Origin of the sequence: Streptomyces sp. ID05-26A (genome assembly GCF_033794685.1) — a bacterium.
In the GTDB taxonomy this organism is placed as follows: domain Bacteria; phylum Actinomycetota; class Actinomycetes; order Mycobacteriales; family Pseudonocardiaceae; genus Lentzea.
Genome location: NZ_JARAYZ010000002.1, coordinates 2,182,586 through 2,209,168, shown reverse-complemented (window position 1 = coordinate 2,209,168; position 26,583 = coordinate 2,182,586). Strand labels below are relative to the sequence as shown.

22 protein-coding genes and 1 pseudogene are annotated in these 26,583 nt (G+C 70.1%); 12 read left to right on the top strand and 11 right to left on the bottom strand.

Annotated features, from left to right (window positions below; all coding sequences use genetic code 11):
• Positions 1-169: 169 nt before the first annotated feature.
• On the bottom strand, positions 170-3,805 hold the full coding sequence (locus PV646_RS25725) for a family 78 glycoside hydrolase catalytic domain (RefSeq protein WP_500344751.1): 3,636 nt from the start codon (positions 3,803-3,805) through the stop codon (positions 170-172).
• Between the two features lie 218 nt (positions 3,806-4,023).
• On the bottom strand, positions 4,024-6,351 hold the full coding sequence (locus PV646_RS25720) for a helix-turn-helix domain-containing protein (RefSeq protein WP_500344750.1): 2,328 nt from the start codon (positions 6,349-6,351) through the stop codon (positions 4,024-4,026).
• A gap of 147 nt (positions 6,352-6,498) precedes the next feature.
• Between PV646_RS25720 and PV646_RS25715 the strand changes: the two genes are divergently transcribed.
• Complete coding sequence (locus PV646_RS25715) at positions 6,499-7,647, top strand: glycosyltransferase 87 family protein (protein WP_500344749.1); 1,149 nt, start codon at positions 6,499-6,501, stop codon at positions 7,645-7,647.
• Here the strand turns inward: PV646_RS25715 and PV646_RS25710 are convergent.
• Positions 7,601-8,488, bottom strand: coding sequence for a trypsin-like serine peptidase (locus PV646_RS25710; protein WP_500344748.1), 888 nt, complete (start codon positions 8,486-8,488; stop codon positions 7,601-7,603). The genes PV646_RS25715 and PV646_RS25710 overlap by 47 nt on opposite strands.
• Before the next feature lie 6 nt (positions 8,489-8,494).
• On the opposite strand from PV646_RS25710, the pseudogene PV646_RS25705 reads away from it, so the two are divergent.
• Positions 8,495-9,679: pseudogene (locus PV646_RS25705) on the top strand (glycosyltransferase 87 family protein); the annotation flags it as partial.
• On the opposite strand, the gene PV646_RS25700 reads toward PV646_RS25705, so the two are convergent.
• Both PV646_RS25700 and PV646_RS25695 read right to left on the bottom strand, forming a co-directional pair.
• Entirely contained in the window at positions 9,679-10,767 is a 1,089-nt protein-coding gene (locus PV646_RS25700) for a GTP-binding protein (protein ID WP_500344747.1), read from the bottom strand. The pseudogene PV646_RS25705 and the gene PV646_RS25700 overlap by 1 nt on opposite strands.
• A complete protein-coding gene (locus tag PV646_RS25695) occupies positions 10,767-11,780 on the bottom strand; it encodes a GTP-binding protein (RefSeq protein WP_500344746.1) in 1,014 nt (337 codons plus the stop codon). Before PV646_RS25695 ends, PV646_RS25700 begins: the two co-directional genes overlap by 1 nt.
• A 73-nt stretch (positions 11,781-11,853) precedes the next feature.
• Here PV646_RS25695 and PV646_RS25690 point away from each other — a divergent pair, with 73 nt between their 5' ends.
• The 3 genes from PV646_RS25690 to PV646_RS25680 are packed head-to-tail and all read left to right on the top strand — an operon-like array spanning position 11,854 to position 13,472.
• The gene (locus tag PV646_RS25690; RefSeq protein ID WP_500344745.1) at positions 11,854-12,471 is read left to right on the top strand and encodes a DsbA family oxidoreductase; all 618 of its coding nucleotides are present in this window, start codon (positions 11,854-11,856) and stop codon (positions 12,469-12,471) included.
• A 1-nt stretch (position 12,472) separates the two neighbouring features.
• Positions 12,473-12,814, top strand: coding sequence for an STAS domain-containing protein (locus PV646_RS25685; protein ID WP_500344744.1), 342 nt, complete (start codon positions 12,473-12,475; stop codon positions 12,812-12,814).
• The gene (locus tag PV646_RS25680; RefSeq protein WP_500344743.1) at positions 12,807-13,472 is read left to right on the top strand and encodes a DUF1345 domain-containing protein; all 666 of its coding nucleotides are present in this window, start codon (positions 12,807-12,809) and stop codon (positions 13,470-13,472) included. The genes PV646_RS25685 and PV646_RS25680 overlap by 8 nt, the downstream gene beginning before the upstream one ends.
• On the opposite strand, the gene PV646_RS25675 is transcribed toward PV646_RS25680, so the two are convergent.
• Complete coding sequence (locus tag PV646_RS25675) at positions 13,473-13,910, bottom strand: helix-turn-helix domain-containing protein (protein ID WP_500344742.1); 438 nt, start codon at positions 13,908-13,910, stop codon at positions 13,473-13,475.
• On the opposite strand from PV646_RS25675, the gene PV646_RS25670 reads away from it, so the two are divergent.
• Both PV646_RS25670 and PV646_RS25665 read left to right on the top strand, forming a co-directional pair.
• Positions 13,894-15,189: an MFS transporter gene (locus PV646_RS25670; protein ID WP_500344741.1), complete on the top strand. Its 1,296-nt coding sequence runs from the start codon at positions 13,894-13,896 to the stop codon at positions 15,187-15,189. The genes PV646_RS25675 and PV646_RS25670 overlap by 17 nt on opposite strands.
• Positions 15,190-15,194: 5 nt before the next feature.
• Positions 15,195-15,449, top strand: coding sequence for a Smr/MutS family protein (locus PV646_RS25665; protein ID WP_500344740.1), 255 nt, complete (start codon positions 15,195-15,197; stop codon positions 15,447-15,449).
• Positions 15,450-15,453: 4 nt separating this feature from the next.
• On the opposite strand, the gene PV646_RS25660 is transcribed toward PV646_RS25665, so the two are convergent.
• The 4 genes from PV646_RS25660 to PV646_RS25645 all read right to left on the bottom strand — a co-directional run bounded on the left by PV646_RS25660 (position 15,454) and on the right by PV646_RS25645 (position 19,715).
• Positions 15,454-16,224, bottom strand: a complete 771-nt coding sequence (locus PV646_RS25660; protein ID WP_500344739.1) for an MHYT domain-containing protein — start codon at positions 16,222-16,224, stop codon at positions 15,454-15,456.
• A gap of 112 nt (positions 16,225-16,336) precedes the next feature.
• Positions 16,337-17,350 carry a cobalamin B12-binding domain-containing protein gene (locus PV646_RS25655; protein WP_500344738.1) on the bottom strand — a complete coding sequence of 338 codons (1,014 nt, stop codon included), beginning with the start codon at positions 17,348-17,350 and terminating at the stop codon, positions 16,337-16,339.
• A complete protein-coding gene (locus PV646_RS25650; protein WP_500344737.1) occupies positions 17,347-18,804 on the bottom strand; it encodes a PP2C family protein-serine/threonine phosphatase in 1,458 nt (485 codons plus the stop codon). The genes PV646_RS25655 and PV646_RS25650 overlap by 4 nt, the downstream gene beginning before the upstream one ends.
• Positions 18,805-18,884: 80 nt before the next feature.
• Positions 18,885-19,715: a PhzF family phenazine biosynthesis protein gene (locus tag PV646_RS25645; protein WP_500344736.1), complete on the bottom strand. Its 831-nt coding sequence runs from the start codon at positions 19,713-19,715 to the stop codon at positions 18,885-18,887.
• A gap of 296 nt (positions 19,716-20,011) precedes the next feature.
• Here PV646_RS25645 and PV646_RS25640 point away from each other — a divergent pair, with 296 nt between their 5' ends.
• Positions 20,012-21,235: an extracellular catalytic domain type 2 short-chain-length polyhydroxyalkanoate depolymerase gene (locus tag PV646_RS25640; protein ID WP_500344735.1), complete on the top strand. Its 1,224-nt coding sequence runs from the start codon at positions 20,012-20,014 to the stop codon at positions 21,233-21,235.
• Between the two features lie 50 nt (positions 21,236-21,285).
• Here PV646_RS25640 and PV646_RS25635 read toward each other — a convergent pair whose 3' ends face one another.
• Positions 21,286-22,134: an endo alpha-1,4 polygalactosaminidase gene (locus PV646_RS25635; RefSeq protein WP_500344734.1), complete on the bottom strand. Its 849-nt coding sequence runs from the start codon at positions 22,132-22,134 to the stop codon at positions 21,286-21,288.
• Positions 22,135-22,306: 172 nt separating this feature from the next.
• Here PV646_RS25635 and PV646_RS25630 point away from each other — a divergent pair, with 172 nt between their 5' ends.
• Genes PV646_RS25630 through melA form a run of 4 tightly spaced genes read left to right on the top strand, consistent with a single transcriptional unit; the run spans position 22,307 to position 26,554 of the window.
• Complete coding sequence (locus tag PV646_RS25630; protein WP_500344733.1) at positions 22,307-23,575, top strand: ABC transporter substrate-binding protein; 1,269 nt, start codon at positions 22,307-22,309, stop codon at positions 23,573-23,575.
• Positions 23,572-24,459, top strand: a complete 888-nt coding sequence (locus PV646_RS25625) for a carbohydrate ABC transporter permease (RefSeq protein ID WP_500344732.1) — start codon at positions 23,572-23,574, stop codon at positions 24,457-24,459. Before PV646_RS25630 ends, PV646_RS25625 begins: the two co-directional genes overlap by 4 nt.
• Positions 24,456-25,262: a carbohydrate ABC transporter permease gene (locus PV646_RS25620; RefSeq protein ID WP_500344731.1), complete on the top strand. Its 807-nt coding sequence runs from the start codon at positions 24,456-24,458 to the stop codon at positions 25,260-25,262. The genes PV646_RS25625 and PV646_RS25620 overlap by 4 nt, the downstream gene beginning before the upstream one ends.
• Positions 25,263-25,273: 11 nt before the next feature.
• Positions 25,274-26,554: an alpha-galactosidase gene (gene melA / locus PV646_RS25615; RefSeq protein ID WP_500344730.1), complete on the top strand. Its 1,281-nt coding sequence runs from the start codon at positions 25,274-25,276 to the stop codon at positions 26,552-26,554.
• The last annotated feature ends 29 nt before the right edge of the window (positions 26,555-26,583 follow it).

Here is a 26,583-nt window from a genome sequence, read left to right as displayed (position 1 = left end):
TGCTCGTCTCCCTGTGAGCTACCCCCTCACCTCTATGTGACGCGCATCACAGGTCGAGGTTGCCGTCCGTGCCGGCGGTCGCCTGACGCCTTCGCGGACGCCGTGCTCGGCTTCGTCCGCAGATGACCGGTCGGGCGCGGGGTGGCTCCACCCCGCGCCCGAGTCGTCATCACCCAGCGGGTGCGATGAAGACGTGGTCACCGGCCGGCACGTGGAACGACGCCACGCCGGAGCCGTACCCGAGCGGAACAGCCCCGGGCGGAGCCGTCACCGCCGCCGCGCTCGCCGCCGGAACCCGCACCACGGCCGACGTCCCGGTGGGCACGACGAGGTGGAGGCTGAAGCGCCCTCCCGACGTGTTCCACTCGCTGAGCGCCGGACCGTACGGCGTGCGGTGCGACGACTTGGCCGACGTGAGGCCACCGCCCGGTTTCGGCGCGACGAGCAGCGATCGGAAGCCGGGAGAGGCCGAGCTCAGGCCTCCCACGGTGCGGTAGAGGAAGTCGCCGACGGAACCCATCGCGTAGTGGTTGAACGAGTTCATCGCCGGATCCTGGAACGACCCGTCCGGGCGGATGCCGTCCCACCGCTCCCACACCGTCGTCGCTCCCCGGCCCACCATGTAGCCCCAGCCGGGGTAGTCCGGCTGCGTCAGGACCTGGTACGCGACGTCGGCCCGGCCGTGGTCAGCCAGCACCTGCAGCAGGTGCGACACACCGACGAACCCGACCGTCAGGTGGTTGTTCGCCGCGCGCACCCTGGCGACGAGTTTGTCCACGAGGGACTGCACCCGGTTCTGGGGAACGAGGCCGAACGCCAGCGCGAGCGAGTAGCCCGTCTGGGTGTTGCCGGAGACCGTGCCGTCCGCGGCCACGAGCCTGGAGGTGAACGCCGCCGAGACCTGGTCGGCGAGCCCGCCGTACGCGGCCGCCTCCGCCGGTTTGCCGATGGCCTGCGCCATGCGTGCCACCAGGCGTGCGGACCACGCGAAGTGCGCTGTGGAGATGACGTTGCGCGGGGTGTCGTCGTTGACGTTGAGCCAGTCGCCGAACCCGCCTCGGTCGCGGATGAGGTCGGCGTCCGCCGTGGAACGCAGGTAGTCGACCCACTTCGTCATGGCGGCGAAGTTGTCCTCGACCACGCGCAGGTCTCCGTAGCGCTGCCAGAGGGTGTAGGGCACGATCACGCCCGCGTCGCCCCACGCCGCCGTGCCCGCGCCCATGTTGCTGACGTTGGGCGCCACGTCCGTGAACGCGCCATCAGCGCGCTGGGCGTCGACCATGTCGTCGGTGAACTTGTCGAGGAACGCCGACACGTCCATGTTGTGCGTGGCCGTCGGCGCGAACGACGCGATGTCGCCGGTCCACCCCAGCCGCTCGTCACGCTGTGGGCAGTCGGTCGGGACGTAGAGCATGTTCGACCGTTGTCCCCACACGATGGCGTTCTGCAGCTTGTCGAGCATCGGGTCGGAGGTGTCGAACCCGCCGATCTCCTCGCCGTTCGTCCAGGCCGCCCGCCCGGTGATGGTGTCGAGCGCCGGCGTGCCGGGCAGGCCGGTCAGTTCGACGTAGCGGTAACCGTGGACCGTGAACCGCGGTTCGAAGGTCTCCACCTGACCGGTGCCCGCCAGCACGACCTGGTCGGTGACCTGGGCGGCCCGCAGGCTCGTGGTGTAGAGCGTGCCGTCGGGGTTGAGCACCTCCGCGTGGCGCAGGGTGATCGTGGTGCCGGCGGGACCCCGCACCCGGAGCCGGTTCCAGCCGGAGAAGTTCTGGCCGAGGTCGAAGACCCACACGCCCGGCCTGGGTTGCGTCAGCGCCACCGGCCGCAGGTCCTGCTGGACCCTGGTGCCGGCGTCGACCTGGGCCACGAGGTTCGGCAACGCGCCCTGCTTCACCTGCGCGGAACGCCAGCCGCTGTCGTCGAACCCGGGCCCGTCCCAGCCCGGCACCGCGAGCCGGGCGTCGTAGTGCTCGCCGTGGTAGAGATCGTCCGAGGTGATCGGACTCGCCCGGTACTTCCAGGTCCCGTCCGTCGCAACGGTTTCCTCCGTACCGTCCACATAGGTCAGTCGCAGCTGCGCCGAGTACCACGGCTGCGTGCCGTAGAGCCGGTTCCCGCCGATGCCGAGACTGCCGGAGTACCAGCCGTTGCCGAGCCACGCGCCGAGAGCGTTGTCGCCCTGGCGAATCCTGCTGGTGACGTCGTGCACCTTGTACTGCACGCGCTTGGTGTAGTCCGTCCACGCCGGAGCCAGCACGTCCTCGCCGACCTTGGCGCCGTTGAGCTGGGTCTCGTGCAGACCGAGCGCCGTCGTGACCAGCCGGGCGCCGCGCACCGGTTTGGTGACCGTGAAACCCTTGCGCAGCAACGGGGCGGGCTGGGGAACGACGACCTGGTCACCCCACGGCGCGCCGCCGATGCCGACCAGGGACCGTGCCTGGGGCCAGGCGCTGTCGTCGAACCCCGGCTGCTCCCAGCCGGCGGGGCCCTGGGTGAAGGCCTTCCAGCTCCCGTCGGTCGGCACCACGACGTCACCGGCCGTCAGCTTGGCCACGAGACCCGCGGGGGAGTCCGAGGTGTTCGCGCTCGACACCGCGATGGTGTTGGCACCGGATCGCAGCCGGCCGGACAGGTTGATCACACCGGCCCGTTTCCAGGAGTCCGGGGCCTGCGGGCTGGAGTAGATCCGCACGCCGTTGAGCCACACCGTCGCCGTGTCGTCGGCGGTGACCGCGAGCGTGGCGGCGTCCGGCGCGGAGGGCAGCGTGAACGTCTTGCGGAAGTACCTCGTCATCACCGGCAGGCCGCTGGTGGGCGACCCCTCCGGGTACCAGATCCAGGCGGCGCCGTCCAAGCCCTGTCCGGCAGGGCCACCGATGAAGGCTCCGCGCCACTCCGAGGCGACGTTGTAGAGACCCGTCTCGAACGACGAGACCGCGCTCCAGCCACCCGCCCGTCCCCGGGAGTCCCAGACGCGCACCCGCCAGTGGTAGGCGGTCAGCGAACTCAGCGCCGGACCGCCGTAGGCGACGTCGACGGACTGCTCGTCGTGGACCCGGCCGCTGTCCCAGACGTCACCGGTCCCGGCGTCGGCCAACGCCCGCGTGCTCGCGACCAGCACCTGGTAGGCGCCCTGGCGCTGACCGGGGGCGGCGGAGGCGAGCGTCCAGCCGAACCTCGGCCGCTTCGCGTCCACCCCGAGCGGGGCGACGCGTCGTTCCGTCGTCGTCGTCGAGGCGACCGACAACGGCGACACCTCACCCGGATCCGCCACTGTCACCCGGCTTCCCCACGGCTCGATCCCGTACGAACCGAGGTCTGCGGCCTGAGGCCACGCGCCGTCGGCGAAGGCGGGTTTCTCCCAGCCCTCGCCCGCGCCCCGGCCCGCCTTCCAGGCCCCGTCGGTGACCAGGTCGGCGGCCGTGCCGCCCGTGACGATCCGCGCTCGGGCGACGAGACCCGCCGGACCGGTGCTGGAGTTGCGCACCGCGACCGCGAGGGTGTTGGCGCCGGTGACGAGGGCGGAGCGCAGGTCGACGGAGACGGCCCGCTGCCACGAGTCGGTGGCGCGGGCGGACGCGGCGAGCGGTTCGCCGTTGAGCCACACGTCCACCGTGTCGTCGCCGGTGACGATCAGCCGTGCTTCGCCGACCTGCCCGGCCGGTTGGGTGAAGGTGCGGCGGAAGTAGCGGGTCTCGGCAGGGGCGGAGACCACGGGATTGCCTTCGGGGTACCAGATCCAGCGGGCTCCGGTGAGGTCTGCGGGCGCCGCTGCGGCGGGAACCGCGATGACCGCAGACATGGCTAACAGTGTTGATACAAGTACGCAGAGTAGTCGAATGGGAGCGTGCGGCAGGGATCGACTTCGCATCGCGTTCTCCTGGCTAGGGGAGTTCTGACAACGCCGGCGGCCGATTGAAACGTTTCAATTCACGCTGCTCCGACACTAGGGCCCGGCCGGTCACCTCGTCAACGCATGCCCGTCATCAGGACGCAACCTCCACACCGACGGCGGAAGGCTCAGCTCAGCGCCGCCACCAGCTTCGCCGCCGTGACGCGCACCGCGGGGGTGTCGTAGCGGTCGCACTCCGCCAGCGCCCGCACCCGGAACTCACGGGCCTCCGCGGTGTCCCCGGCGGCGTCGGCGAGTGCGGCGAGCCGGTCCAGGACCTCGACGCGCTGATCGGACAGCCGCACCTCGGACAACGCCGCCAGCAGTTGTTCGCGCGCCTCGCCGAACCTGCCCGCGTCCATCAGCACCAGCCCGCGGTGGTGCTGCACGCGCGCCGTTCCGGCGGTGTTGGAATGCCTGCGGAACAACGACTCCGCCTCGTCGAAGAGGTCCAGGGCGGCGATCACCTGGCCCGCGGCGGCCAGGGTCGTCGCGAGGCGGATCAGCATCATCGACAGCAGTTCGTCGTCGCCGTCGGCCTTGCGGTGCTGGTCCACGCTGCGTTGCTGCACCTCGGCGGCCTCGGCGAGGGCGCCGGTCGTGTGCAGCATGAGGCCCAGCAGGGACAGGGCCAGGTTCTCGCCGATGCGGTAGCCCGCCTGTTCGAACAGGGCGACGGAACGGCGGCCCAGCGCCACCGCGGCCTGAGGTTCGCCGATGCGGCGCCGGATCGCCGAGCCGTAGTAGCAGGTCCACGCCTCGGTGATCGTGCCGGTCGGTATCGCGGCGGCTTCCTCGTGCACGGCCAGGGCCTCGTGGGGCCGCCCGGACAACGCGTAGAGCGACCACGACAGGTAGTTCAGCTGTTCGGCCGCGTCCCTGGTGTTGCCCAGGCGCCGGGCGGAGTCGGCGCCGGCTTGGAACACCTCGCGCCACAGTTCGCCCACACCGTGCATGTCCGAGTACCAGTGCATCGCCTGTGCCAGTGCGAGAACGCGGTCGTGCTCGCCGGCCGCCGAGGCCTCTTTCATCGCGGTGCGCCAGTTCTCCAGTTCGAGGTCCAGCCAGCGCGCGGCGGAGTGCTTGTCGTGCACCGGTCCCGCTCGTTCGGCCGGGACGTCGTGGTCGAAGAACCGGGCTGCCCTGGTGGCGGTGTCGAGGAGCCAGTGGCGCAGGCGGGTGCGTGCCTGCTCGACGGCGGCCGGTGTGTCGTCGAGTTCCAGGCGTTCGGCGGCGAAGACGTGCAGCAGGTCGTGGCGGGTGTAGCGGCCCGGTGTCTCGCTGATGCCCAGCAGTGAGGCGTCGGCCAGTTCCTCCAGCGCCTCCTCGGCGTCGCCGGTCAGCGCGGCCGCCAGCGCGGCGCCGGCGTCGGGGCCCGGTACCAGCGCCAGCCTGCGGAACAGGGTGGCGGCGTTCGGGCTGAGCTGGTGGTAGGAGATCTCGAACGCCGCGCGCACCTGCAGGTCGCCCGCGCGCAGCACGGAGAGGCGGCGTTCCTCGTCCTCGAGCTGGTCCGCGAGATGACGGATCGTCCACTGTGGTCTGCTCGTCAGGCGGTTGCCCGCTATCAGCAACGCCAGGGGCATGCCGCCGCACAGTTCGGCCACCCGCTCGGCCGCTTCCGGTTCGGCGTCCAGCCGTTCGGGGCCTGTCACGGCGCGCAACAACTCCACGGAACGGTGCAGGGGCAGCAACTCCAGCGGGAGGCGGTGCCGCGCGTCCAGCCCGGTCAGGGTGCGGCGGCTGGTCAGCAGGACCAGGGTGCCGGGACTGGAGGCGAGCAGCGGGCGGACCTGTGCCTCGTTCGCCGCGTTGTCCAGCACCAGCAACACCGTCCGGTCGCGCAGCTGGGAGCGGTAGAGCGAGAGCTTGTCGTCCGGGTCGGCGGGGATCTGGCGTTCGTCCACTCCGAACGAACGCAGGAGCCGGTGTGCGGCCTGGCCGGGGCTGAGGGGTTCCGGATCGGTGCCGCGGAGGTCGAGGAACACGCAGCCGTCGGGGAACCCCGCGCCCAGGCGGTGGCCCGCGTCGACGGCCAGCGCGGTCTTGCCCGAGCCGGGAGCGCCGTGCACCACCGCGATCTGCAGTCGTGACGACGAGGAGGCGTCCGCCGCGAAACCGTCCAGCGACTCCTTCTCGATGTCGCGGCCCGTCAGTTCGATCAGCACCGGTGGTAGCGAGCAGGACGTCGCGAGCGGAACCTCGGGGCGTTCCTCGGCCGCGACCACACGGCTGGCTCTGGCCAGCGCGGTGAACTCCGCCCCCTCCTCGTCGCGCAACCCGAGGCCGCGGACCAGCAACTGGACGGTGCGGTACTGCGGGCTGAGCGTGCGGCCGCGTTCCATGTCGCTGATCGCGCGCGTGCTCAGGCCTGTGCGGTCCGCCAGTTCCTCCTGTGTCAGCGGAACTCGCGATCGGTAGAAGCGGAGAAAGTCCCCGAACGCGGTCGTGCTCACAGCGCGCCCCCTCTTCGTTCCTGCGCATCATGCATCCTGGTAGACGCTTGGCGCAGGGTCAAAGCTGCCTCGTGGAAGTGTTTCTTCCGGTGCTTCTGCCGGTTGTTCAGCAAGGTGAACAGCTTTCGCCGTGCCTAGCTTCGAAGTGTGTCCATCGCTTCTCCCCAGCGGCTGTCTGCTGCGCTCTGGCTGGCCGCCCTGGTGTGGCTGCTGATCACCTGGTCCGGTCACTACCCGATCGACCTCGACGTGTACCGGCTCGGCGGTCTCGCCTGGCTCGAGGGCCGTCCGCTGTACGACGGGTTCACCGGCCCGCCGCTCGACCCCCAGCTGCCGTTCACGTACCCGCCGGTCGCGGCGGTGTTGTTCAGCGGCTTGAGTTTCGTGCCGGGCGCGTGGCAGAACCCGCTGGTGGTCGCGTCCGGGTTCGTCGCGCTGACCGCGGTGTGCGTGGTGGTGGCGGGGAAGGTCCGGCCCGATCTCAAGTGGACGGTCGGTCCGCTCGCCGCGATCGGCGCGCTGGCACTGGACCCGGTGTGGACGACGTACGGCTACGGCCAGATCAACCTGTTCCTCATGGTGCTGGTCGTGATGGACGTCCTGGTGGTGAAGGACGACCGTTGGCGTGGAGTGCTGATCGGCGTGGCGGCGGCGATCAAGCTGACGCCCGCGATCTTCGTGCTGTACTTCCTCGTCAAACGGGACTGGCGGGCCGCGATCACCTCGATGGCCACGTTCGCGGGCCTTGTCGCGGTGGGATTCCTGATCGCGCCCCGGGATTCGCTGCGGTACTGGTTCCACTCGCTGCTCAACCCCGATCGCATCGGTGACGTGTCGTTGTCGACGAACCAGTCGATTCGCGGTCTGCTGCGCGGGTTCGGCCTCCCACCCGGCGTCGAGACGGTGCTGTGGGCGGTGCTCGCCGCCGTCGTGGTGGCCACGGCGGTCCTCGTCGCCCGGCGCACCCGCGACGATCTCGTCGCACTGTTCGTCATCGCGGGCGCCGGACTGCTGGCCTCCCCGGTCTCCTGGCTGCACCACTGGGTGTGGTGCGTGCCGGTGCTGGTGTTCCTCGCCCTGCGCGGCAACGCCTGGCCCGCCTTCGCCGCCGGGCTCCTGGTGTTCGTCACCCGGCTGCACGAGTTCGACACCTACGTGTGGCTGGCCCTCATGACGTTGGGACTGCTGGCTTTCAGGATCCCCGGGATGACGTTCGTCCCACCGGGACAACCATCCGCGGCTTCGGACGTCAGAGCCGGTTCGCGCTCTCGTACAACGCCCGCACGGCGCCGGTGAGCTTCGCCCCGCTGAGGTCCGTCGTGACCAGGTCGCCGTTCATCGTGCCCCGGCTGGTGACCGAGAAGATCGTGCCCCTGCCGGTGGCCGGGTCGAAGTCGCGCAGCCACGGCCCGCCGCTGGAGCCACCGGCGAGGTCGCAGTCCGTCTCCCAGGCCGACAACACCGAGTTGGTCTTCAAGGTCGCCGGACGCACGCACGCCAGGAGTGCCTCACCGCGCGCCAGCCGGGACACCGGATAACCCAGGGCGGTGGCGTCCACCGGCGACCCCACCTCGTCGAACGACACGTCCTGCGACCCCGCCACGTCCTGCACGTGCCGGCCGTCCACCGGGTCGAGCGCGACCACGGCGTCGTCGTCCAGCCCGCTGGTCGGGCCGCTGTAGGTGTCGGACCAGGCGAAAGCCCGCGCGGCGAACACCCCGTGCGGCCGGGCGCCGCGGTCGTAACCGGGCACGAACACCACCTTCAGGACCTTGATCGGGTTGTCCCACCGGTCCAGGCCGCCGTTGACGCAGTGCCCGGCCGTGAGCACCACGTCCCCGGTCGCGCTCGGCACCACGGTGGCCGTGCAGGACTGGTCCTGGCCCAGCGAGTTCGACAGGAACAACCTGCCGACGCCCGGCGCCACGCCCTCGTACGGCTGGGAGATCCGCTCGGCGGGCGGGAGGTCACCGTCCCCGACGGCCTTCATCCGTTCCGGCGTCCAGTGGGCCAGGGCGGCGGCACGGTCCGGTTCGGGCACCGTCGTCACCACCTGGCCCGCGGCGGCCTGGGCCGGAGCCGTCACCAGGGTGGCCGCGAGAATCACGCCGGTCGTGCTCAGTGCTGTCCAGATCATGACCGGGTGACGTTCCACCCAGGACGGTCGTTGCGCGGAGATACCCTGTGGACTGCCAAACCAGCTTTTCGGCTGAGGCTCGACGTACCAGCTGGAGGAACGTTGCCCGACCAGCGCGTGCTGAGGTTCGCGCCCCTGGTGCTGTGCCTCTCGCTCGGCGTCTACGCCGCGACGGCGAACTGGGGGATGATCGACCTCAGGGTCTACTGGAGCCTCGCGCCCAACGTGCTGCGCGACCAGCTCTACTCGATCGACATGCCGTTCACGGCGGACTTCCCGCTGCCGTTCACCTATCCGCCGTTCGCGGCGGCGGTGTTCCTGCCGCTCTCCGCACTGCCGTGGGTCGCGGCGCGGGTCGTCTGGCAGGTGCTGTCGCTGCTCTGCCTGTGGTGGCTCGTGCGCACGGCGCTGACGCTGCTGGCCGCCCGCGAGGAGCAGCCGTTCGACCGGACGTGGCGGCGCCGCGCCCTGCTGTGGACGGCTGTCGCGCTGTGGTTCGAGCCGGTCCGCAAGACCCTCGACTTCGGACAGATCAACCTGGTGCTGGTGGCCGGGACGTTCGCGGCGATGGTCGCGGTCCGGCAGGTGGTGGCGGGGCTCGGCGTCGGTGTCGCCGCCGGGCTGAAGCTGACGCCGGCGATCTCCGGCCTGTACTTCCTCGTCACCCGCCGGTGGAAGGCCGCGCTGTGGTCGATCGCGGGCTTCGCGGTCACCGTCGCGCTGGGTTTCCTGGTGTCCGCCGGTGACTCGTGGCGCTACTGGTTCGAGCTGCTCGGCGCGGCGGACCGGGTCGGGCCGGTGGGTTCGGTGATCAACCAGTCGTTGCGCGGTGCCCTGTCGCGTTCGCTGGGCCACGACGTCGGGATGTCGTGGCCCTGGCTGCTCGCGGTGGTGGTGTCCGCGGTGTTGACGGGGTTCGCCCTGCGGTCGGCCGTACGGGCCGGCGACACGCTGGCCACCGTGGTCACCGTGCAGTTGTTCGGGTTGCTGGTCTCGCCGATCTCGTGGAGCCACCACTGGTTGTGGGTGATCCCGCTGGTCCTGTGGCTGGTCCACGGGCGGCGGAACCTCGCGCTCGCGGCGGTGTGGGCGGTCGCCGTCTGCTCGGACGTCATCACGATCCTGATCGACCTGCAGCCGTCCATCTGGGAGATCCCGCGACCGTGGCCGCTCGCGGCGCTGGGCTGGGTCTACCCGGCGCTGGCCCTGGTCTCGCTGGGGGTGATCGCGTGGTCGTGCAGGTCGCTGAAATCCCACTCCGGCAACGGATCGGTGAACGTGCGCCACACTTCGGGGCCCGCCGCGAGCTCGTAGTCGGTGAGCAGCGCGGGATCCAGTCGCCGGGCGGGTTCCGTCACGTCGAGGTGGACCCCGATGAACACCAGCTCCTGGCGTGCCCGCGGTGAATCCAGCAGCTGGCCGGGTTCGATCACGAGGTTCGGACCGGCCTGCGACCACACGGCGAGCACGTCCGGCCGGGACGCGATGTGGCAGAAACCCTTGCTGCGCAACACGCCCTCCCAGTCGCTCAGCGCCTCCGCCAGCCGGGCGGGGTGGAACGGCCGGGAGGCGCGGTACGTGACCGACCGGATCCCGTACTCCTCGGTCTCCGGGGTGTGCCCGCCGGCCAGCTCCTGCGCCCAGCCCGGTGCCTGCGCGGCGGTGATCGGGTCGTAGAGGCCGGTGTCGAGCACGTCGGAGATCTGGACGGCTCCCCGGCGCGTGTGCAGCAGCCGGGCGGACGGGTTGAGCCGCCGCAGCACGGCGTCGAGCCGGTCGAGGTCCTGGGCGAGGTCGGTCTTGTTCACCACCAGCACGTTCGCGAACTCCACCTGGTCCACGAGCAGGTCCGAGACGTCGCCGCCGGCCAGTCCGCGCAGGAAGCCCTCCGCGTCCACCAGCGTCACCATCGTGTCGAGCTGCGCGTGGTCGGAGAGACTCGTGCCGTCCTCGAACGTCCAGTCGAAGGTGGCGGCCACCGGCATCGGCTCGGAGATGCCCGTCGACTCGACCAGGATCGTGTCGAACCGGCCCGAGCGCGCCAGGTCGCCGACGCTGTCCAGCAGGTCCTCCCGCAACGTGCAGCAGATGCAGCCGTTGGTGAGTTCCACCAGCCGTTCGGTGGAGCGGTCGACCAGCGCCGCGTCGATGTTGACCTCGCTCATGTCGTTCACGATCACCGCCACCCGCCGGCCCTCTCGGTTGGCGAGCACGTGGTTGAGCAGCGTGGTCTTGCCGGCGCCCAGGAAGCCGGACAGGACGGTCACGGGGGTGCGCATCAGAGTTCCATCTCCTCGTGCCAGTCGGCGAACGGGTCGGCGAAGTCGAGTTCGGCGATCAGGCCGAACTCCTCGTCGGTGACCAGGGCCGACCGGAGCGCCGCGGTGATCTCGGCGGCGTCCGCGGACCTGGTGATCACGACCAGCTCCTGGTCGCGGTCGCCCTCCCACGGGCCCAGGTTGCCCACCCGCAGCCCGGCGCCCGCGGACTCGAGCCACAGCGCGTCGTCGGGCTGGCTCGCCACCCACACCCGGCCGCGCACCCGCACCACGCCGTCCAGCAACACGTCGATGCAGTTGTGCAGGCGCATCGGGTGGAACGGGCGGCGGTCGGTGAAGTGGACGACGGACACACCGTGCGCCGGTTCCAGCGACGGGCGCCCGAACAGCAAGGACCCGAAGCCGTCGTCGATCTCACCGCGCCGTGAGGTCGCGGGAATCGCGTTCAGCAACGTGACGACGTCGAGTTCGGGGAGGAACTGCCGGGGCGCGTGCGGGGTCAGGCGGTCGAGCACGGCGGTGAGCACCGGGTCGGCGGGGCCGGTCAGCACCAGGGCGTCCGCGAACTCCGCCTGTCCGACGACGACCTGCGCCACGGTCCGCTCGTCGCCCTCGGCCGCGCGCATGCCCCGGTCGGCGAGCGAGTCGGCGCCGGTCGCGTCGTCGAGCCAGGTGGCGGTGTCGATCACCGTGACGACGGCCTCGACCTCCACCTCGGTCTCGCTCAGCGCGAAGCAGACCGCCTCGGGTTCGAGCATCGGGTCGAGCTGCACGATCACCCGCCCGTCGATCCCTTCGAGCAACGGGATGAGGTCCAGCCGCAACGTGCACGAGACGCACCCGTGCGCGAGCTCCAGGACGGTGAGCCGGCCGTCCGCCCAGCGCCGCAGCACCCCGTCGGCCAGGCTGCTCAGATCATGCCTGACCAGCGACGACTCCGGTGACGCGCGCCAGAGCTCGTCCGCGACGTCGTGGTGGGTGAACCCGGCTACCAATACGACCCGTGCTGCCATGGGTCGCAGCCTACATGACAACGATTATCGTTTCTGAACGGACGCTCCCCGCCGGACGTGACATGATCGAACGATGCAGGTCGAGTTCTGGGCTGACGTCATCTGCCCGTGGTGCTACATCGGCAAGGCGCGCTTCGACAAGGCGCTCGCCGGCTTCGAGCACCGCGCCGAGATCACCGTGGTGCACCGCGCGTTCGAGCTGGATCCCACCAAGGCCGGCGTCGAGTCCGTGCAGGACATGCTCGCCGCCAAGTTCGGCCCCCGCGCCGCCGAGATGGAGGAGTCCGTCGCGCAGCTCGCGCGCGACGAGGGCCTCGGGTACCGGCTGGACCGGGAGGTCGGCAACACGTTCGACGTGCACCGGCTGCTGCACCTGGCGGGGGAGAGGGGCGTCCAGCCCCAGGTCCTCGACGCCGTGCTGAACGCCAACTTCGCGCAGGCGCGTTCGCTGTTCACGCCCGAGTCGCTGACCGAGATCGCGGTGGAGGCGGGCCTCGACGCCGCCGACGTGAAGACGGTGCTCGAAGACCCGGCCGCGTACGCCGGCGAGGTGCGTGCCGACGAGCAGCGCGCCCGTGAGCTCGGCGTCTCCGGCGTCCCGTTCGTGGCACTCGCCGGACGTCTTGCCGTGGCCGGTGCTCAGCCGGTAGAGCTGTTCGAGCGGGCTCTGACGCAGGCTTGGGAGGCGTGAGATGGACGAAGCGCTGTTGAAGGTCGAGTCGGAGGGGGTCGCCGGCGCCGTCGTGCTGCGCGCCGAGGGCGAGGTCGACTCGTACACCGCGGAACTGTTGCGCGACAAGCTGTCCGAGGCGTTCACCGAGGGCGTCCCGGTCGTGCTGGACCTCAGCGGCGTCGAGTTCTTCGCGTCCGTCGGCCTCTCCGTGCTCGTGGAGTACCACCAGCGTGGTGAGGAGCGCGGCACCGCGTTGCGGCTGGTGTCACCGCGGGGCAGCGTGCTGCGGGCGCTGAAGGCCACCCTGCTGAACGAGACCCTGGACCTCTACCTCGACCTGGACTCGGCGCTCCGTGCCTGACCTGCCGTCCCGTCCCATGCCGGACGGGTTCGTGCTGGCCCGCACCAAGGTCGCCGTCGCGATCGCGGCAGGTCTCGTCAGCGGCCTCGCCGTCGCACTGGCGGGCCACGGCGAGTTCGCCCTCCTGGTCGGCTGGGACGTCGCCACCCTCGTGTACCTCATCCGCGCGTGGCTGGTCATCTGGCCGATGGACGCCGAGGAGACCGCCCAGCACGCAGTCCGCAACGACCCCACCCGCCGCGTCGCCGAGGTCGTGCTGCTTGTGGCGGCGTTGGCGAGCCTCGTGTCCGTGGGCTTCGTACTGGCCCGTGCGGCACACACGACCGGTGGCTCCGAACTGCTGCGCGTCGGCCTCGGCGTGCTGTCCGTGGTGCTCTCGTGGATGGTCGTGCACACGACCTTCACTCTGCGCTATGCCCGCCTCTACTACTACGGCGCCGACGGCGGCATCGACTTCAACCAGCCCGAACCACCGGACTACGGCGACTTCGCGTACGTCGCGTTCAGCATCGGCATGACGTTCCAGGTGTCCGACACCAGCCTGTCCGGGCGCGAGATGCGCCGCACCGCCCTGAAGCACGCGCTGCTGTCGTACCTGTTCGGCACCGGTGTGCTGGCCACGACGATCAACCTGGTCGCGAGCATCTCCAGCCAGTGATCACGCCGGGTGCTCCGCGATGAGGACCAGCGCGTCGAGCACCCGCCACCAGTCGTGTTCGCCTGCCTCGTGCCCGAGCGCCTCCGTGAGCAGCCCGCACGCGCTGATCAACCGCGCGGCCACGTCCTGCGGATCCTGTCCCGACTTCTCGGCGAGCGCGGCTGCCGTGGCGCGGAAACGCTTGCTCCTGCTGAGTTTCACCACGCTCTGCGGCGTCGGGACGGCCGTCGGCGCGCTGGGGCCGAACTCGATCGACAGCTCCGTGCCGAGAGCCGAGGCGAGCCTGCTCAGCGCGTTCGTCGTCGGGTTCCCCCGGTCGTTCTCGAGGTTCGCGATGTAGGGCACGGACAGTCCGGCGTCGGCGGCGACCGAGGCGACGGTGCGGCCCGACGCCTGCCGCAGAGCGCGCAGTCTCGGCCCGATGGGCTCGTTCGGCACGGACGCTCCTATCTTGACGGAACACTTTGATCGACGCTCTTATTCTGTCAAGACTACTGCCTGGGGGTGGGCGTTGCTCAAAGCGCTGAGGATCCGAGATTTCCGGCTGTTGTGGATCGGGCGAACGGTGAGCCTGCTGGGTTCGTGGCTGCTGGTCATCGCGATCCCGGCCCACGTCCACGCGCTCACCGGCTCCCTGCTCGCGACCGGTCTCACGATGGTCGCCGAGTACCTGCCGCCGCTGCTGCTCGGCCCGGTCGCGGGCGTCCTGACCGATCGCTGGGACCGTCGCCGGGTGATGATCACCGCGGACCTGTTCCGGGCGGTGGCGGTCACGCTGATGCTGTTCGCGACGGCCGGGCACTCGCTCTGGCTCGTCCACGCCGCGCTGATCGCCGAGAGCGCGGGCGCCGTGCTGTTCCGCCCGGCCGCACAGGCCCACGTCCCGGTCGTCGTCGGCACCGGCAGCGGCTTGAGCAGCGCGAACTCGCTGAACGCGTTCGCAGACGGCACGGTCCGTCTCGTCGCACCACCGCTGGGCGCCGCGATCATGACCTTCGCCGGCTTCCCGGCGCTCATCTGGATCGACGTCGCGAGCTACCTCGTCTCGGCAGCGGCGATCGCGCTGACGGCACGACGCCCGCGCACGGCGGCGGGCAGGCGGTCCGTCGATCTGGCGGGCGGGTGGAAGGTGGTGCGGGACCTGCCGATCGCGAGAGCGCTGTTACCGCTGACAGCGGTGTTCCTCGCGGCGAACGCCTCGCTCAGCGCTCTGCTCGTGCCGTTCGGGATCCAGAGGCTCGGTGGCGGCGAACAGATCGGGCTCGTGGTGTCCGCGCTGGGTGTCGGCTTCCTGCTCGGCGCCGTGCTGATCCGCCGGCTGGTCGACCGCATGCGGCCACGCCACCTGCTCGCGGCGAGCCAGTTCGCGACGGCCGTGGCGTTCTTCGTGCTCTTCGGGTCGACCTCGCTGGCCGTCGCGTTGCCCGCCGCTGTCGCGATCGGCGTGTTCGGTTCGATGACGCTCGTGACGCCGCAGACCGCGCTGCAACGGGCGGTGCCGAACGAGGCTCTCGGCCGGATCAGCGCGGTGTTCCTGACCACTGAAGCGCTGGCGACGTTGGTAGGCGCAGTGGCGGGGCCGCTGATCGCGCACACGCTGTCGCTGTCCGCCGCCGTGGTGGTCGCCTGCGCTGTCACCGCGGTCGGCGCACTCGCGGGACTCCTGTCGCAGTGGGACGTGACGCATGTCAGCGTTCATGCGCACCAGGCAGAATGAGCGGTGTGCCGGACAAGCTGACCGTCGACCTGCACCCGATCTTCCGCAGCGACCAGGACATCGCGCAGGCGATCCGGGCCGCGCTGTTCCGCGCGGCCGGGCAGGGAGTGCCGCTGGTCGAGATCATCACGGGCAAGGGGTCGGGCAAGCTCCGAACCCGCGTGCTGGCGATGTTGAAGCAGCCGCACGTCAAGAAGCTCTACCGGCGCGTCGAGACGGCTCCCGGCAACGACGGGATGGTGCTGGTGCACCTGAGGTAGGGGATCAGCCCTGGCTGGTGCGCCGCATCACGCGGTCGAGGAGCTCGGCCTCCTCGCGGCTCTCCTCGTCCGAGGACGTGAGCGCGAGCAGGAAGATGATGACGACGCTGACGCCCGCCCCGCCGATGATCAGCGACGTGATCAGCTCCTGGGAGTTGCCGACGACGATCGACGCGCTGTGGTCGTGCGCCATGTTCATGGCGTACATGCCGGTGTAGTGCATGCCCGTGACGGCGACACCCATCACCAGTGCGGCGCCGATGACGGCCGCGAAGCCGCTCACCTTGCGGGTGAACCACAGGGCGACGGTCGAGGCGACCACGGCGATCACGACGGAGAGCGCCACGATGCCGGGGTTGTAGGAGACGTCCGCGTTGATCACGATCGCGGCCATGCCGGTGTAGTGCATGGCGGCGACGCCGAGACCGGTGACGAGGCCGCCCGCGGCCAGCGGCCAGAAGCGCGTGTCGCCGTCGATGCCGTAGCGGCGCACCAGGAAGAGACCGGCGGCGACCACGACGATGGCGACGAGCATGCTCAGCAACGTGATGGGGATGTCGTAGGAGACGTTCGCACCCATCCACGTGCCGAGCATCGCGGTGAAGTGCATGCCCCAGATGCCGAGCCCGCCGATGGACACCGCGGCCACGGCGATCCACCAGTTCCGCGTCGTCCTGTTGGCGTGCCGGGCACGTTCGGCGGACAGGAGGCCCAAGACAGACCCCAGGCACGCCACCGCGTAAGCCGCGAGCGGCGTCATCGTCCCCATCTCCATGGCGGAGATGAAAACATTTCGAATCTATTGAGCACAAGACCGTTGCGGACAAAGAAAGATGACAACACGAAGCGCGATCGGACGGGCACGCCATGCGTCCGTCTACATAGGACTACTGTGCGTCTGCGTAGGACCGCGACTTGAGCATCCGTTGCGCGCGTGGGAAATCACGCAACTGCACGGCGAGCAGGTCCAAAGTCGGTTCCATGACACGGCTCGGCACTCCGCGGGCGTCGAGCACCTGGCCGGTCCACGACAGGAACGCGTGGAACAGCGCGTCATCGTTCATGTACAGAGCGGTGGCGAGGAACTCGACGATGTGGGAGAGGTCCTCGGCGGTGTGCTGGCGCTGCTCGTCGCTGTAGGACTTCATGGCCGGCAGGCATTCCTCGAGCTCGCGGTACACCGAGCGCACCAGGTCGCGTGCGCTGCGGGACACCAGCGTGTACTCCTGGTCGGCGAGGTGCGGCAGGTCGTCGATCGGCTGGTGCGGCGCCGAGGGTCGCGACAACGATTGCGACATGAGCATGTCCGCGGCCGACCGGGCGTCGGCCGCCCAGGCGTTCGCGCCGAACCGCTTCGCGTGCCCGCCGTCCGAGCCGAACGCCGCTCCGCCCACCATCACCGGCACGCCCGTCGCCTGGCAGGCCGTCATCGTCGCGTGCGCGGCGGGCAGCCTCGTCGCGATCGAACTGGAGAGCGCGACCACGTCCGGGCCGGTGCGGTGCAGGTACGTGATCAGGTGTGGCGCCGGCACCTGCGCGCCGAGGTAGTCGACGGCGAAACCGCGCGCCGACAGCACTTCCGCGAGCAACCGGGCGGGCAGCGCGTGCCACTCGCCGTCCACGCACGCCACCGTCACGCGGCCGTGCACGGGTGCCCGCCGGGGCCTCGTGATCGACAACGCGGTGACCGCGCGGTCGTTGATCGCGGTGATCGCGTGCTCCTGGGCCACGCTGATCCGGTTCGCCGCCCACTCCCGGCCGACCCGCTGCTGCACGGCGCCGATCACGTCGAGCAGCACGACCTCGTGGCCGTGGTCCTCGGCGGCGGCGAGCACCACGTCGGTCGCGCGGTGCTCGTTTCGGTCGAGCACCGCCTCCCACAGGTCGTCGACGGCCTTCACGAGGTCCTCCTGCGCGGCGCGGTGATCGCGAGAACCGCCATGTCGTCGTGCGCTCCTCCGCCGACCCACTGCGAGGCGAGCATGTGCACGTGTTCGACGAGCGCCTCGGCCGGCATGCCGCCGCAGCCCGTCAACGCGCGGCGCAGCCGGTCCTCGCCGAACTCCTCGTCGCCGAGCGGGCCGCCGCAGGCCTCGGTGATGCCGTCGGTGTAGAGCAGGCACGAGTCGCCCGGCGCCAGCACGACCTCGTCCGTCGCCGTCACGATCCGCGGCAGGATGCCGACCAGCGTGCCCTTGGTCGCGGCCACCTCGACCGAGCCGTTCGCCCGCACGATCAACGGCGGCAGGTGCCCGCCCGAGGTCAGCGTCACGTGCAGACCCTCGTCCACCGGGCGGACGGTGCCGACGACGGTGGTGATGAAACGCGACTCGTCGGTCGTGAGCAGCGCCTGGTTGAGGGCGTGCAGCATCTTGTCGTGGTCGGTCACGACCTGCAGGAGCGCGTGCACGGCCGTGCGGACCTTGCCGGTCTGCGCCGCCGCGTCGAGGCCCTTGCCGCAGACGTCGCCGAGCACGACGAACAGCTGGTCGTCCGGCAGTTCGTGCACGTCGTAGAAGTCGCCGCCGACGCGTTCGGTGTCGGCGGACGCACGGTAGCGACCGGCGAGTTCGACGTGCTCGTAGCGGCGCAGCGCGGGTGGCAGCAGGTCGCGGGTCAGCCGTTCGGTGATCACCGCCTGCTGCGTGAACAGGCTCGCCGCCGAGATCGCCACGCCCGCACGGGAGGCGAACAGCCGCGCGAACGCCTCCTCGTCCTCGCTGAACCGCTCGCCCTTCCTCATCAGGATCAACGCCCCGGCGGGCACGCCGTGTCCGGGCAGGGGCGTCACCACGATCGACGAGACGTCCCGGGCCAGCCACTCCGGCGCCACGGCCGGGTCGATCCACTGCGACGGCACGGGCGGGAAGCCGCGCAGCACCTCGCTGAGTCCCGCCACGGCCTCGACGTCGACGTCCCGCAGCTCGTAGGTGGGCGACTCGCCCCGGCGGCAGCGCGTCACGGGGTGCCCGCCGACCGACGGCGGCGCGATGACCAGCGCCTCGTCCGCGAGGTGGGCGGCGGCCAGTTCGGCGACGACGGTCATGCACCGCTCGGGGTTGAGCGACATCATCAGCGCGCCGGACATCCGCGTCAGCAGCGCGGCCCGCTCGCGTTCCAGCAGCAGGTCCGTCTCGTCCAGCAGCCACCAGGTCGCGGAGCCGTCGTCGTTGCCGGCCTGGTGCACGGCGTAGGTGCGTTCCGCGACGCTCACGGTCTCGCCGTGCCGCCAGTGCGGATCGATCTCCTGGGGGAACAGGGACTTCGCGGCGTCGTTCATGCCGCGCACCGCACCGGAGGCGTCGACGACGAGCGCGGGGCACGGTGAACGCAACCAACTGGAAACCGCGACCACGATCGAATTGTCTCATCCGCAGCGGATCAAGAACAACGTTTGAAACCCCGCAGAGCGGGTATGCGGTCCTCAGAGGACGATCACAGCGTCACCTTTCCGGTGATCCCGAGCACGGAGTTCCCGCCGACCCAGATCTCGCCGCCGTCCTGGACGAGGTGGACCCGGCCCTTCCGCCCCAGCGCGGTGCCCTGCGCCGCGACGTACCGCGGCTGCGCGATCCCCGCCGGGATGAGCCACTGCGCGATCGAGGCGTTGAGGCTGCCCGTCACCGGGTCCTCCTCGTATTCGCCGCCCTCGTTGATGAACGCCCGCACCTCGAACGCTGCCTCACCGCCGTCGGGGTGCGGCCCGACCACGCCGATGCCGGTGAACTCGCCGAACCGCTGGTAGTCGGGCCGCAACGCGAGCACGGCCGCCGCGGAGTGCAGCAGCACCGCGACCCAGCCCGGCCCGTTGTCGGCCCACTGCGCCCCCGCGATCTCCTCCGGCGCGATCGCCAGAGCCGCGGCCAACGCCGCGTGGTCCTCCACCGGACCGCCGCGCAGCAGTGGCGGGGCGGCGAACGCGAGCCGCGACTCGTCGCGGCGCACCTCCACCAGTCCGGCACCGCACTCCTGCACCAGCCGGTCCGGGTCGCGCGGGGTGTTCCCGGCGGCCAGCCACGCGTGGGCCGACCCGAGCGTCGGATGGCCCGCGAACGGCAGTTCGCGGCTCACCGTGAAGATCCTCACCCGGTAGTCGGCGGCGGGGTCCTGCGGGGGCAGGAGGAATGTCGTTTCGGCGAGGTTCGTCCAGTTCGCGAACGCTGCCATCTCCTCCGTGGACAGGCCCTCCGCGTCGTGCACGACCGCGAGCGCGTTGCCCTTCATGAACTCGTCGGTGAACACGTCGACCTGGCTGAACGTCCGCATGAGGTCAAGCTAGTGGTGTGGCCCGGAACGTTGCCGGGGGAATTCGCGGTCAGACGGGTGCGTCGTGGTGTCGCCCCCACGTCCTCGTACTGGTTGTACGGGGGTGTGGGGGCGGCGCCGCGAGGCGCCCTGCTGAGCGTGGATTACCTCGCCGACGTTCCGGGTCGCACCACTAGTCAATGGTGTGTACCGACGTCTGACTCCGCTTCGGGGTGGTGACCGCACACGTGGTGGAGTCCTGTTATCCGCTCTTAACCTCGAAAGCCTGTCCTGCCTGCAATGACGGAGGCGAACACATGCGATTGAGGAACGTGCTCGTGGCACTCGCGGCGGCCACCGGCCTGGCCGCGGCTTCCCTGTCGATCTCGCTCGCCGCGGTCCCGCCACCGCAACCCGGCGCCCTCACCAAGTACAACGTCACCGGCACCTACGTCAGCGGTTTGTCGTCCGGCGGTTTCATGGCCAACCAGCTGCACGTCGCGTACTCGGGGTTGTTCCAGGGCGCGGGGATCTTCTCCGCCGGCGCCTACGACTGCGCGCAGAACAACCTGAACACCGCGCTCCTCGCGTGCATGGACACCGTCCAAGCCCGCAAGACGCCTGCCCAGCTCGAACAACTGACCCGCGACCGTGCGGCGGCGGGCATCCTCGACGCTCCGGCGAACCTCTCCGGCGACCCCGTCTGGCTCTTCCACGGCAGCGCGGACGACACCGTGGCCCGCGTCGTGAACGACGACCTCGCCACCTACTACCGCGACTTCGGCGCGCGGGTCGCCTACGACAACACCAGCGCGGCCGGGCACGCGTGGGTCAGCCCGGTCGGCCCGAACGCCTGCGGTGCCACGGCGTCGCCGTACGTCAACAAGTGCGGCACCTCCGACCCGGTCAGGGAGATGCTCGGACACCTCTTCGGGTCGGTGAACCCGGCCGCCTCGGCGTTGTCCGGCAAGCTCGTCCAGTTCGACCAGGGCCAGTACGCGCCCGGCGGCAACGCCGCGTCGATCAGCATGGGACGGGAGGGGTTCGCCTACGTGCCGCGGTCGTGCGAGACCGGTCCCTGCAAGCTGATGGTGACGCTGCACGGCTGCTACCAGTACTTCGGGCTGGTCGGCAACGCTTTGATGGACAAGGCTTATCTCAACGAGTACGCCGATACCAACAACATGATCGTGCTCTACCCGCAGGCCACGACGATGACCGGAAACCCGCGCGGCTGCTGGGACTGGTGGGGGTACCAGTCCCAGCAGTACGCGCTCAAGACCGGCCCGCAGATGACGGCCGTGGTGACCATGGTCAAGGCGTTGAGCACCGGCGGACCAGGGCCCACCACCACCACCACCACGCCCCCGACCTCGCAGTGCGTGACGGCCAGCAACTACGCCCACACCGTCGCCGGTCGCGCTTACGTGACACTGGGCCAGACCTACGCACTGGGCTCCAACCAGCCACTCGGGTTGTGGAACACCTTCACCACCAGCACGATCCGGCAGACCACCCCGAACCACTGGGTGAAGTGCTGATCCGAGCGGAGAACCCGGGGTGGCGGCGCTGACCGCCACCCCGAGCCCGATCAGCAGTGGTCGAACGCGTAACCGGACTGGCCCGGCCCGACGAGGTAGCGGTCGCGCAACGTCGTGGTGGCCGGGGTGTCCGGGTCGTTGCACACGTCCTCGAACGTGCCGCGCAGGTCATCGGTGTACTCGATGTCCATCACGTGTTCGAGGTACACGTCCGAATAGGACGAACACTCCTCCCAGCGGTGGCACTCCTCGGAGACCGCGAAGTCGAAGCCGACTTCGGAGCGTCCGCGTGCGGCCTGCTCGGCGGAGTTCTTCTGGCCGATCGCGAGGCCCTTGGCGTGCGTGCGGTCGGCGAGCAGCTTCGCGTACGCGAGGTTGTTGTCCACGCTCAGCTTGCCCTTGGAACGCAGATAGGAGTCGAGGTTGTCCACCTCGACCGCCTTGAAGCCCTTCGACGCGCACTGGTCGAGGGTGCGGCCGATGATCGAGGCGAGCTCGGTGCGCTTCGCGGACGTCGACGTGTCGAGCAGGAACTCGTCGGGCCAGTTCGGGTCGATGATCGGCCGGCCGGACGAGTCCTTGAGCACCAGGTGCCCGCGCTGGTTCAGCCAGACGTCGCGGTCGGCGGGCTGGGACTGGAAACCGTTGACGTAACAGATGTTGTAGAGGCCGGCGGCGGGCGTCGCGGTGCTGTCGCGCGTCACCAGCGTCACGCCCCGGGGAGGCGTGTACGCGGCACCGAGCTGGTAGTCGAGGACCGCGCCGACCGGCGGCAGTTCGATCGCCGCGGCCGTCGTGTCCGCAGCCTGGCCGGACGCCGTCAGCGGACCGGCGACGCACGCCGCGAGGGCGAGTGCGGTGAGGGCGGTCCCGGCCAGGGCGCGTGCAGGGGAGGTCATAGGCGCCTTACTCCTTGATCGCTCATGAATGGTGATTGAGTGTGAGCGACTCTAGCGAGAAGTAGCCCCTGCGACCAGAAAGCAATCTCAATCGGTCACGATGCTTGCTTGTTTGAGCGATTTCCGCTTAGTGTCCCCGACCACACAGCCGCACGCACCCTGAGGAGTCGACATGGCACACGGCAGAGGGCTGAGTCGCCGGACGGTGCTGACCATGGGCGCCGCACTCGTCATGACGGCGGCGTGCGGCACGGGATCGAGCGGTGACGGCAAGGTCAAGGTGTGGCACGGCTACACCGACAAGGAGGCCGCGGCGTTCGACAAGCTCGCGGCGCGCTGGAACACCACGCACCCCGACCAGCAGGTCGAGCTGGTGTTCAACGGCGGCAACGACAACGCGCTGCAGAAGACGCTGGCGTCGTTCGCGTCGGGCAACCCGCCGGAGGTCGCCTACCAGTACGGCTCCTCGATCACCGGGCTCACCGGCCGCCCGCAGACGCAGGACCTCACCGACCTGCTGCGCGGCGACGCGGCGTTCGACTGGGACGACCTGTTCCCGGCCGGTCGCGAGGCCGCGACCGTCGACGGCAAGATCTACGGCGTTCCCGCCCTCGTCGACAACCTCTCGCTGGTCTACAACAAGAAGCTGTTCGACGAGGCGAAGATCGCGCACCCCACCGAGGACTGGACGTGGGACGACTTCCGTTCGGCTGCGCAGAAGCTCAGCGGTGACGGCAGGTTCGGCTGGGCCTACGTCAACGACGGCACCGAGGACACGGTCTGGCGGTTCCTCGCCCTGCTCTGGCAGGCGGGCGGAGACCTGCTTTCCGCGGACGGCAAGAAGGCCGCGTTCGACTCGGACGCCGGGCTGCAGGCCATGCGACTGTTGCGGGACATGGCCGTCACCGACAAGTCCGTGTACCTGGACGCGGGGGACCAGCAGTACCTCAACCTCTTCAACTCCGGCCGCGTCGCGATGCTGTGGACCGGGCCGTGGGACCTCGGCTCGATCAACGAGGACGTGTCGTACGGCGTGCAGATCCTGCCGGGCAAGGTCACCCACGCCACGATCGCCGGCCCGGACACGTTCGTCGTGTTCGGTGACACGGGCCGCACGAAGGCGTTGCCGTTCCTGAAGTGGCTGCTCTCGGCGGAGATCCACCTCGAGTTCGCGATGGAGACCGGGCACCTGCCGATCCGTCAGTCCGAAGTGGACCTCTCCGGCTACGCCGAGTTCGAGGCCAAGTACCCCGGCACCAAGGTGTTCGTCGACAACCTCGCGAAGAACGTCACGAAGTCCCGGCCGAACATCCCGCAGTACCCGAAGATCTCGCAGGTGCTGGGCACCGCCGTGCAGTCCGTCCTGCTCGGCCAGGCCGAGCCGAAGGCCGCGCTCGAGCAGGCCCGCGGCGAGGTCGACCAGGCGCTGGCGGGATCGTGACGCTCGACCGGCGCAAGCTCGCCGACCACGCCGCCGGGTGGGGGTTCGCCGCCCCCGCCGTGGTGCTGATCGGGGTGTTCGGGCTCGTCCCCGTCGTGTGGTCGTTCGCGCTCTCCTTCCAGCACACCGACCTCACCTCACCCGGCACGTTCGCGGGCGGCGAGAACTACGCCAAGCTCGTCGCCGACCCGCTGTTCTGGGACGCCGCCCGCCGCACGCTCGTCTACGTGGCGCTGTTCGTGCCGGTCACGCTCGCGCTCGCGCTGCCGATCGCGGTGATGCTCAACCAGCGGATCCGCGGTGTCGTGTTCTACCGGCTCGCCGTGTCCGTGCCGCTGGTGACGTCGACGGTCGCGACCGGCATCATGTTCAGCTGGCTGGCGAACCCGCAGTTCGGGCTGGTCAACGCCGCGCTCGACGCGGTCGGACTGCCCAAGCAGGGCTTCTTCTCCGACCCCGGCCAGGCGTTGTTCGCCGTGGTGGCGATGACGGTGTGGGGCTGGCTCGGTTTCGCGGTCATCATCTACCTGGCCGCGTTGCAGAACGTGCCGAAGGACCTGCTCGAAGCGTCCTCCCTGGACGGCTGCGGCCGCGCCCGGTCGTTCTGGCACGTCGAGCTCCCGCTGGTCTCGCCCGCCACCGGGTTCCTCCTGGTGTGGCTCACGATCAACGGCCTGCAACTCTTCGACGCCGTGTACGTGACGACCAAGGGCGGGCCGCTCCGCGCGACCACGGTGCTCGTCTACCACCTCTACAACGAGGCGTTCGTGAGCTTCGACGGCGGCTACGCGGCGGCGATCGGCTGCGCGGTCTTCGTGCTCATCGCCGCTTTCACCCTCCTGCAACTGCGGTTCAACCGCCGGTCCCACTACGAGGTTCGATGAGAAGGCCCAGCGCACTGCACCTGGTCCTGCTGCCGCTCTCCGCGCTGATGGTCACGCCCCTGGTCTGGATGCTGCTGGTGTCCGTGTCCACTCAGGAGGAGTCGCGCAGGTTCCCGCCCGGTCTCCCCAGCGGGATCGAGTGGGAGAACTATCTCGCCGCGATGCGCGACGCGCCGCTGGGGTCGTGGCTGGCCAACAGCTTCGTGGTGTCCGTCGTCTGCGTCGCCGGAAACCTGCTGCTGTGCTCGCTCGCGGGGTACGCCTTCGCGCGCATCCCGTTCTTCGGCGGCAAAGTCGCTTTCTTCCTGATGCTGGCGACGCTGATGGTGCCGTTCCAGATCGTCATGCTGCCGTTGCTGATCATGATGCGGGAGCTGGGACTGGTCGACACGCTCGGAGCGTTGATCGCGCCGAACCTCGCCACCGCGTTCGGCGTGTTCCTGATGCGGCAGTTCTTCACCACGCTGCCCCGCGAGCTGGAGGAGGCCGCGCGGATCGACGGCGCGAGCAGGCTGCGGACGTTGTTGCAGGTGCTGTTGCCGTTGATGCGGCCCACTCTCGCGACTCTGGCGGTGCTCACGTTCCTGCAGACCTGGAACGACTTCCTGTGGCCGTTGATCGTCGTGCAGAGCCCGGACGCGATGACCGTCCAACTCGGACTGCAGAGCTTCCAGGGAGCCCACACCACGAACTGGCCGAAGCTCATGGCCGGCACGGTGCTCAGCCAGCTGCCCGTCCTGCTCGTCTTCTTCTTCGCCCAGCGGTTCTTCGTGCGGTCGGTGGCCGCGGCGGGCATCAAGTGAAAGGCTCTCCCATGTTCACCATCGCCTTCGTGGGCGCGGGTTCCGTCGAGTTCACCCGCCAGCTCCTGCGGGACGTGCTGTCGTTCCCGGAACTCGCCGGCGTCACCATCTCGTTGCACGACATCGACTCCGAACGACTGGAGGTCGCCGCCGCGCTCGCCCGCCTGGCCGGTGGGACGCGCGTCCGCACCTCGCTGTCGCGCAGGGAGGCGCTGGAGGGCGCCGACGTCGTCGTCAACATGGTCGCGATCGGCGGGCACCGGGCGACGCTGACGGACTTCGACGTGCCGGAGTCGTTCGGCCTGCGCCAGACCATCGGTGACACCCTGGGGATCGGCGGGATCTTCCGCGGCCTGCGCACCTTCCCGTTCCTGGACGGGCTCGCCGCCGACATGCTCGCCGTGTGCCCGGACGCGTGGTTGCTCAACTACACCAACCCGATGGCCATGAACATCCAGTACCTCGCGACCGTCGCGCCCAGGCTCAAGGTGGCGGGGCTGTGCCACTCGGTGCACTGGACGATCCACGACCTGAGCGCGCTGGTCGGGGTGCCGCACGACGAGGTCGACTTCCTCTCCGCCGGCGTGAACCACCAGGCGTGGATCCTGCGCTGGCAGCACGAGGGCCGCGACCTGTACCCGGCCCTGGACGCGGCGATCGCGGCCGATCCCGGACTGGCCCGGCGGGTGCGCGTCGACCTGTACCGCCGGTTCGGCTTCTACCCGACGGAGACGAGCGAGCACTCGTCCGAGTACGTGCCCTGGTACCTGCGGCACGAGTCCGAAGTGGAGCGACTGCGCCTCCCGGTCCGCGCGTACGCGACGATCAGCGCGGAGAACGTCGCCACGTACGAGAAGACCCGCGGCGCACTGGCCGCCGGAGACCCGCCACCGCCGCTGACCGAGGACGCCGTCGAGTACGCGCCGCAGGTGATCCACAGCCTGGTCACCGGTCAGCGGCGCACGATCCAGGTGAACGTCGCGAACCACGGGCTGATCTCCAACCTGCCCGAGGGGGCGGCGGTGGAGGTGCCCGCGACGCTGGACCGGCTCGGTGTGCACCCGCACCGCGTCGGCGCCCTGCCCCGTCAGCTCGCGGCCCTGAACCGGGGTTTCCTCAACGTCGTCGACCTGACCGTGGCGGCGGCCGTCGAGGGGAATCCCGATCATGTCCGGCACGCGGCCCTGTGCGATCCGGCCACGGCCGCCGCGCTCACCGTCACCGAGATCGGGGAACTGGTGGCCGCGATGACGGCCGCCCACGGTGACCTCCTGCCTGCCGCACTTCGATAACGAGCAGGTGAAGTGCGTGATTTGCGGGT

Excerpts from the sequence above, each read along its gene's own strand:
- PV646_RS25660 (WP_500344739.1), bottom strand. The coding sequence starts at position 16,224 with ATGGAGATGGGGACGATGACGCCGCTCGCGGCTTACGCGGTGGCGTGC.
- PV646_RS25690 (WP_500344745.1), top strand. The coding sequence starts at position 11,854 with ATGCAGGTCGAGTTCTGGGCTGACGTCATCTGCCCGTGGTGCTACATC.
- PV646_RS25640 (WP_500344735.1), top strand. The coding sequence starts at position 20,012 with ATGCGATTGAGGAACGTGCTCGTGGCACTCGCGGCGGCCACCGGCCTG.
- PV646_RS25630 (WP_500344733.1), top strand. The coding sequence starts at position 22,307 with ATGGCACACGGCAGAGGGCTGAGTCGCCGGACGGTGCTGACCATGGGC.
- PV646_RS25710 (WP_500344748.1), bottom strand. The coding sequence starts at position 8,488 with ATGATCTGGACAGCACTGAGCACGACCGGCGTGATTCTCGCGGCCACC.
- PV646_RS25670 (WP_500344741.1), top strand. The coding sequence starts at position 13,894 with ATGGGCTCGTTCGGCACGGACGCTCCTATCTTGACGGAACACTTTGAT.
- PV646_RS25685 (WP_500344744.1), top strand. The coding sequence starts at position 12,473 with ATGGACGAAGCGCTGTTGAAGGTCGAGTCGGAGGGGGTCGCCGGCGCC.
- PV646_RS25635 (WP_500344734.1), bottom strand. The coding sequence starts at position 22,134 with ATGACCTCCCCTGCACGCGCCCTGGCCGGGACCGCCCTCACCGCACTC.
- PV646_RS25725 (WP_500344751.1), bottom strand. The coding sequence starts at position 3,805 with ATGTCTGCGGTCATCGCGGTTCCCGCCGCAGCGGCGCCCGCAGACCTC.
- PV646_RS25645 (WP_500344736.1), bottom strand. The coding sequence starts at position 19,715 with ATGCGGACGTTCAGCCAGGTCGACGTGTTCACCGACGAGTTCATGAAG.
- PV646_RS25700 (WP_500344747.1), bottom strand. The coding sequence starts at position 10,767 with ATGCGCACCCCCGTGACCGTCCTGTCCGGCTTCCTGGGCGCCGGCAAG.
- PV646_RS25620 (WP_500344731.1), top strand. The coding sequence starts at position 24,456 with ATGAGAAGGCCCAGCGCACTGCACCTGGTCCTGCTGCCGCTCTCCGCG.
- melA (WP_500344730.1), top strand. The coding sequence starts at position 25,274 with ATGTTCACCATCGCCTTCGTGGGCGCGGGTTCCGTCGAGTTCACCCGC.
- PV646_RS25695 (WP_500344746.1), bottom strand. The coding sequence starts at position 11,780 with ATGGCAGCACGGGTCGTATTGGTAGCCGGGTTCACCCACCACGACGTC.